Below are 1,374 nucleotides of genomic sequence, written 5' to 3'. Positions count from 1 at the left end.
GGAGATGCGTCAGGCGTAGATGTTGCGCGGACGCATGTCTTCCGGCAGTCCGTTGAGCAGCGTCGAAACGGAGCCGGATTCGAACACGGAGCGGATGCCCGCCGCGAGCAGCGGGGCCACCGACAGCACGGTCATGTTCGGCAAGCGCTTCGCCTCCGGAACCGGCACCGTGTCGGTGAGCACGATCTCCTTGGCGCCGCAGTCCCTCAGACGCTCAACGGCCGGGCCGGACAGCAGACCATGGGTGGCGACGAGCGTCACGGACTTCGCGCCCGCGTTGTTCAGGGTGCGCACGGCCTCGCAGATGGTGCCGGCGGTGTCGATCATGTCGTCGACGACCACGCAGTCACGGCCCTTCACCTGGCCGATGATGCCATGCGCAACGGCGTGGTTCGGACGGGTGATGTCGCGCGTCTTGTGGATGAACGCGAGCGGCAGACCGCCGAGCTTCGCGGCCCACTGCTCGGAAACCTTGATGCGGCCGGCATCTGGAGAGACGATGGTGGTGTTCTCCAGCGGCATGTGGCCCCGCACGTAGTCGATCAGGATCGGCATGGCGGTCAGATGGTCGACCGGGCCGTTGAAGAATCCCTGCTCCTGCGCGGCATGCAGGTCGACCGTCATGATGCGGTCCGCGCCGGCGGAGCGGAACAGGTCGAACATCAGGCGGGCGGTGATGGGCTCGCGCCCCTGGTGCTTCTTGTCCTGACGGGAATAGCCAAGGAACGGGGCGACCACGGTGATGGAACGCGCGGAGGCGCGCTTCATGGCGTCCACCATGATGAGCTGTTCCATGATCCACTTGTTGATCGGCTCGGTGTGGGCCTGCATGATGAAGGCGTCGGCGCCACGCACCGGCTCGGTGTAGCGCACGTACATCTCACCGTTGGCGAAATCGTAGGCGGTGGTCTCCAGAACGTCGGTGCCGAGATATTTCGCGGTTTCCACGGCCTGTTCGGGGTATGCACGACCCGTCACCAACGCCAGTTTCTTATCCGGAGTGCCTTCGAGAATCGCCGACATGCTTCGCCTTCCAAATGTTCGGTGCGTGAAATTAAGCCAAACTCCAATATAACAATGCGGGTGCCCATAGCGTGCTCTTCGCACGATTCCACTTTTGCCGCAAAATATTGAATCGTGCGATGCGCAACCTCGTTTTTCATCTCCGACACGGCTGGAAACAACGGTACGGGGGTATTTATAGAGCCTCTATAGGGCCTTGCGCGGTCTTGGGTATCGCACAATCCATTTTTCACGCATTTTTTCCAAATCGTGCGAAACCGCAGCGCATAGAAAGGACCGCACTCCCGATTCCGTGGATGTGAATTTTCTCAATCCACCAATCGGAGTGCGGTCCATACGCCCATTTGGGCC

The 1,374-nt window shown here is 61.2% G+C and carries 1 protein-coding gene; it reads right to left on the bottom strand.

Features of this window, described 5'->3' with window-relative positions:
* Nucleotides 1-9: 9 nt before the first annotated feature.
* The gene (locus B3C64_RS01240) at nt 10-1,023 is read right to left on the bottom strand and encodes a ribose-phosphate diphosphokinase (protein ID WP_291533168.1); all 1,014 of its coding nucleotides are present in this window, start codon (nt 1,021-1,023) and stop codon (nt 10-12) included.
* Nucleotides 1,024-1,374 lie beyond the last annotated feature (351 nt).

The organism is Bifidobacterium sp. UBA6881 (assembly GCA_002451435.1).
Taxonomy (GTDB): domain Bacteria; phylum Actinomycetota; class Actinomycetes; order Actinomycetales; family Bifidobacteriaceae; genus Bifidobacterium.
This window is presented reverse-complemented; position numbering and strand designations above follow the sequence as displayed.

Coding starts and splice junctions, on each gene's coding strand:
- B3C64_RS01240 (WP_291533168.1), bottom strand. CDS start 1,023: ATGTCGGCGATTCTCGAAGGCACTCCGGATAAGAAACTGGCGTTGGTG.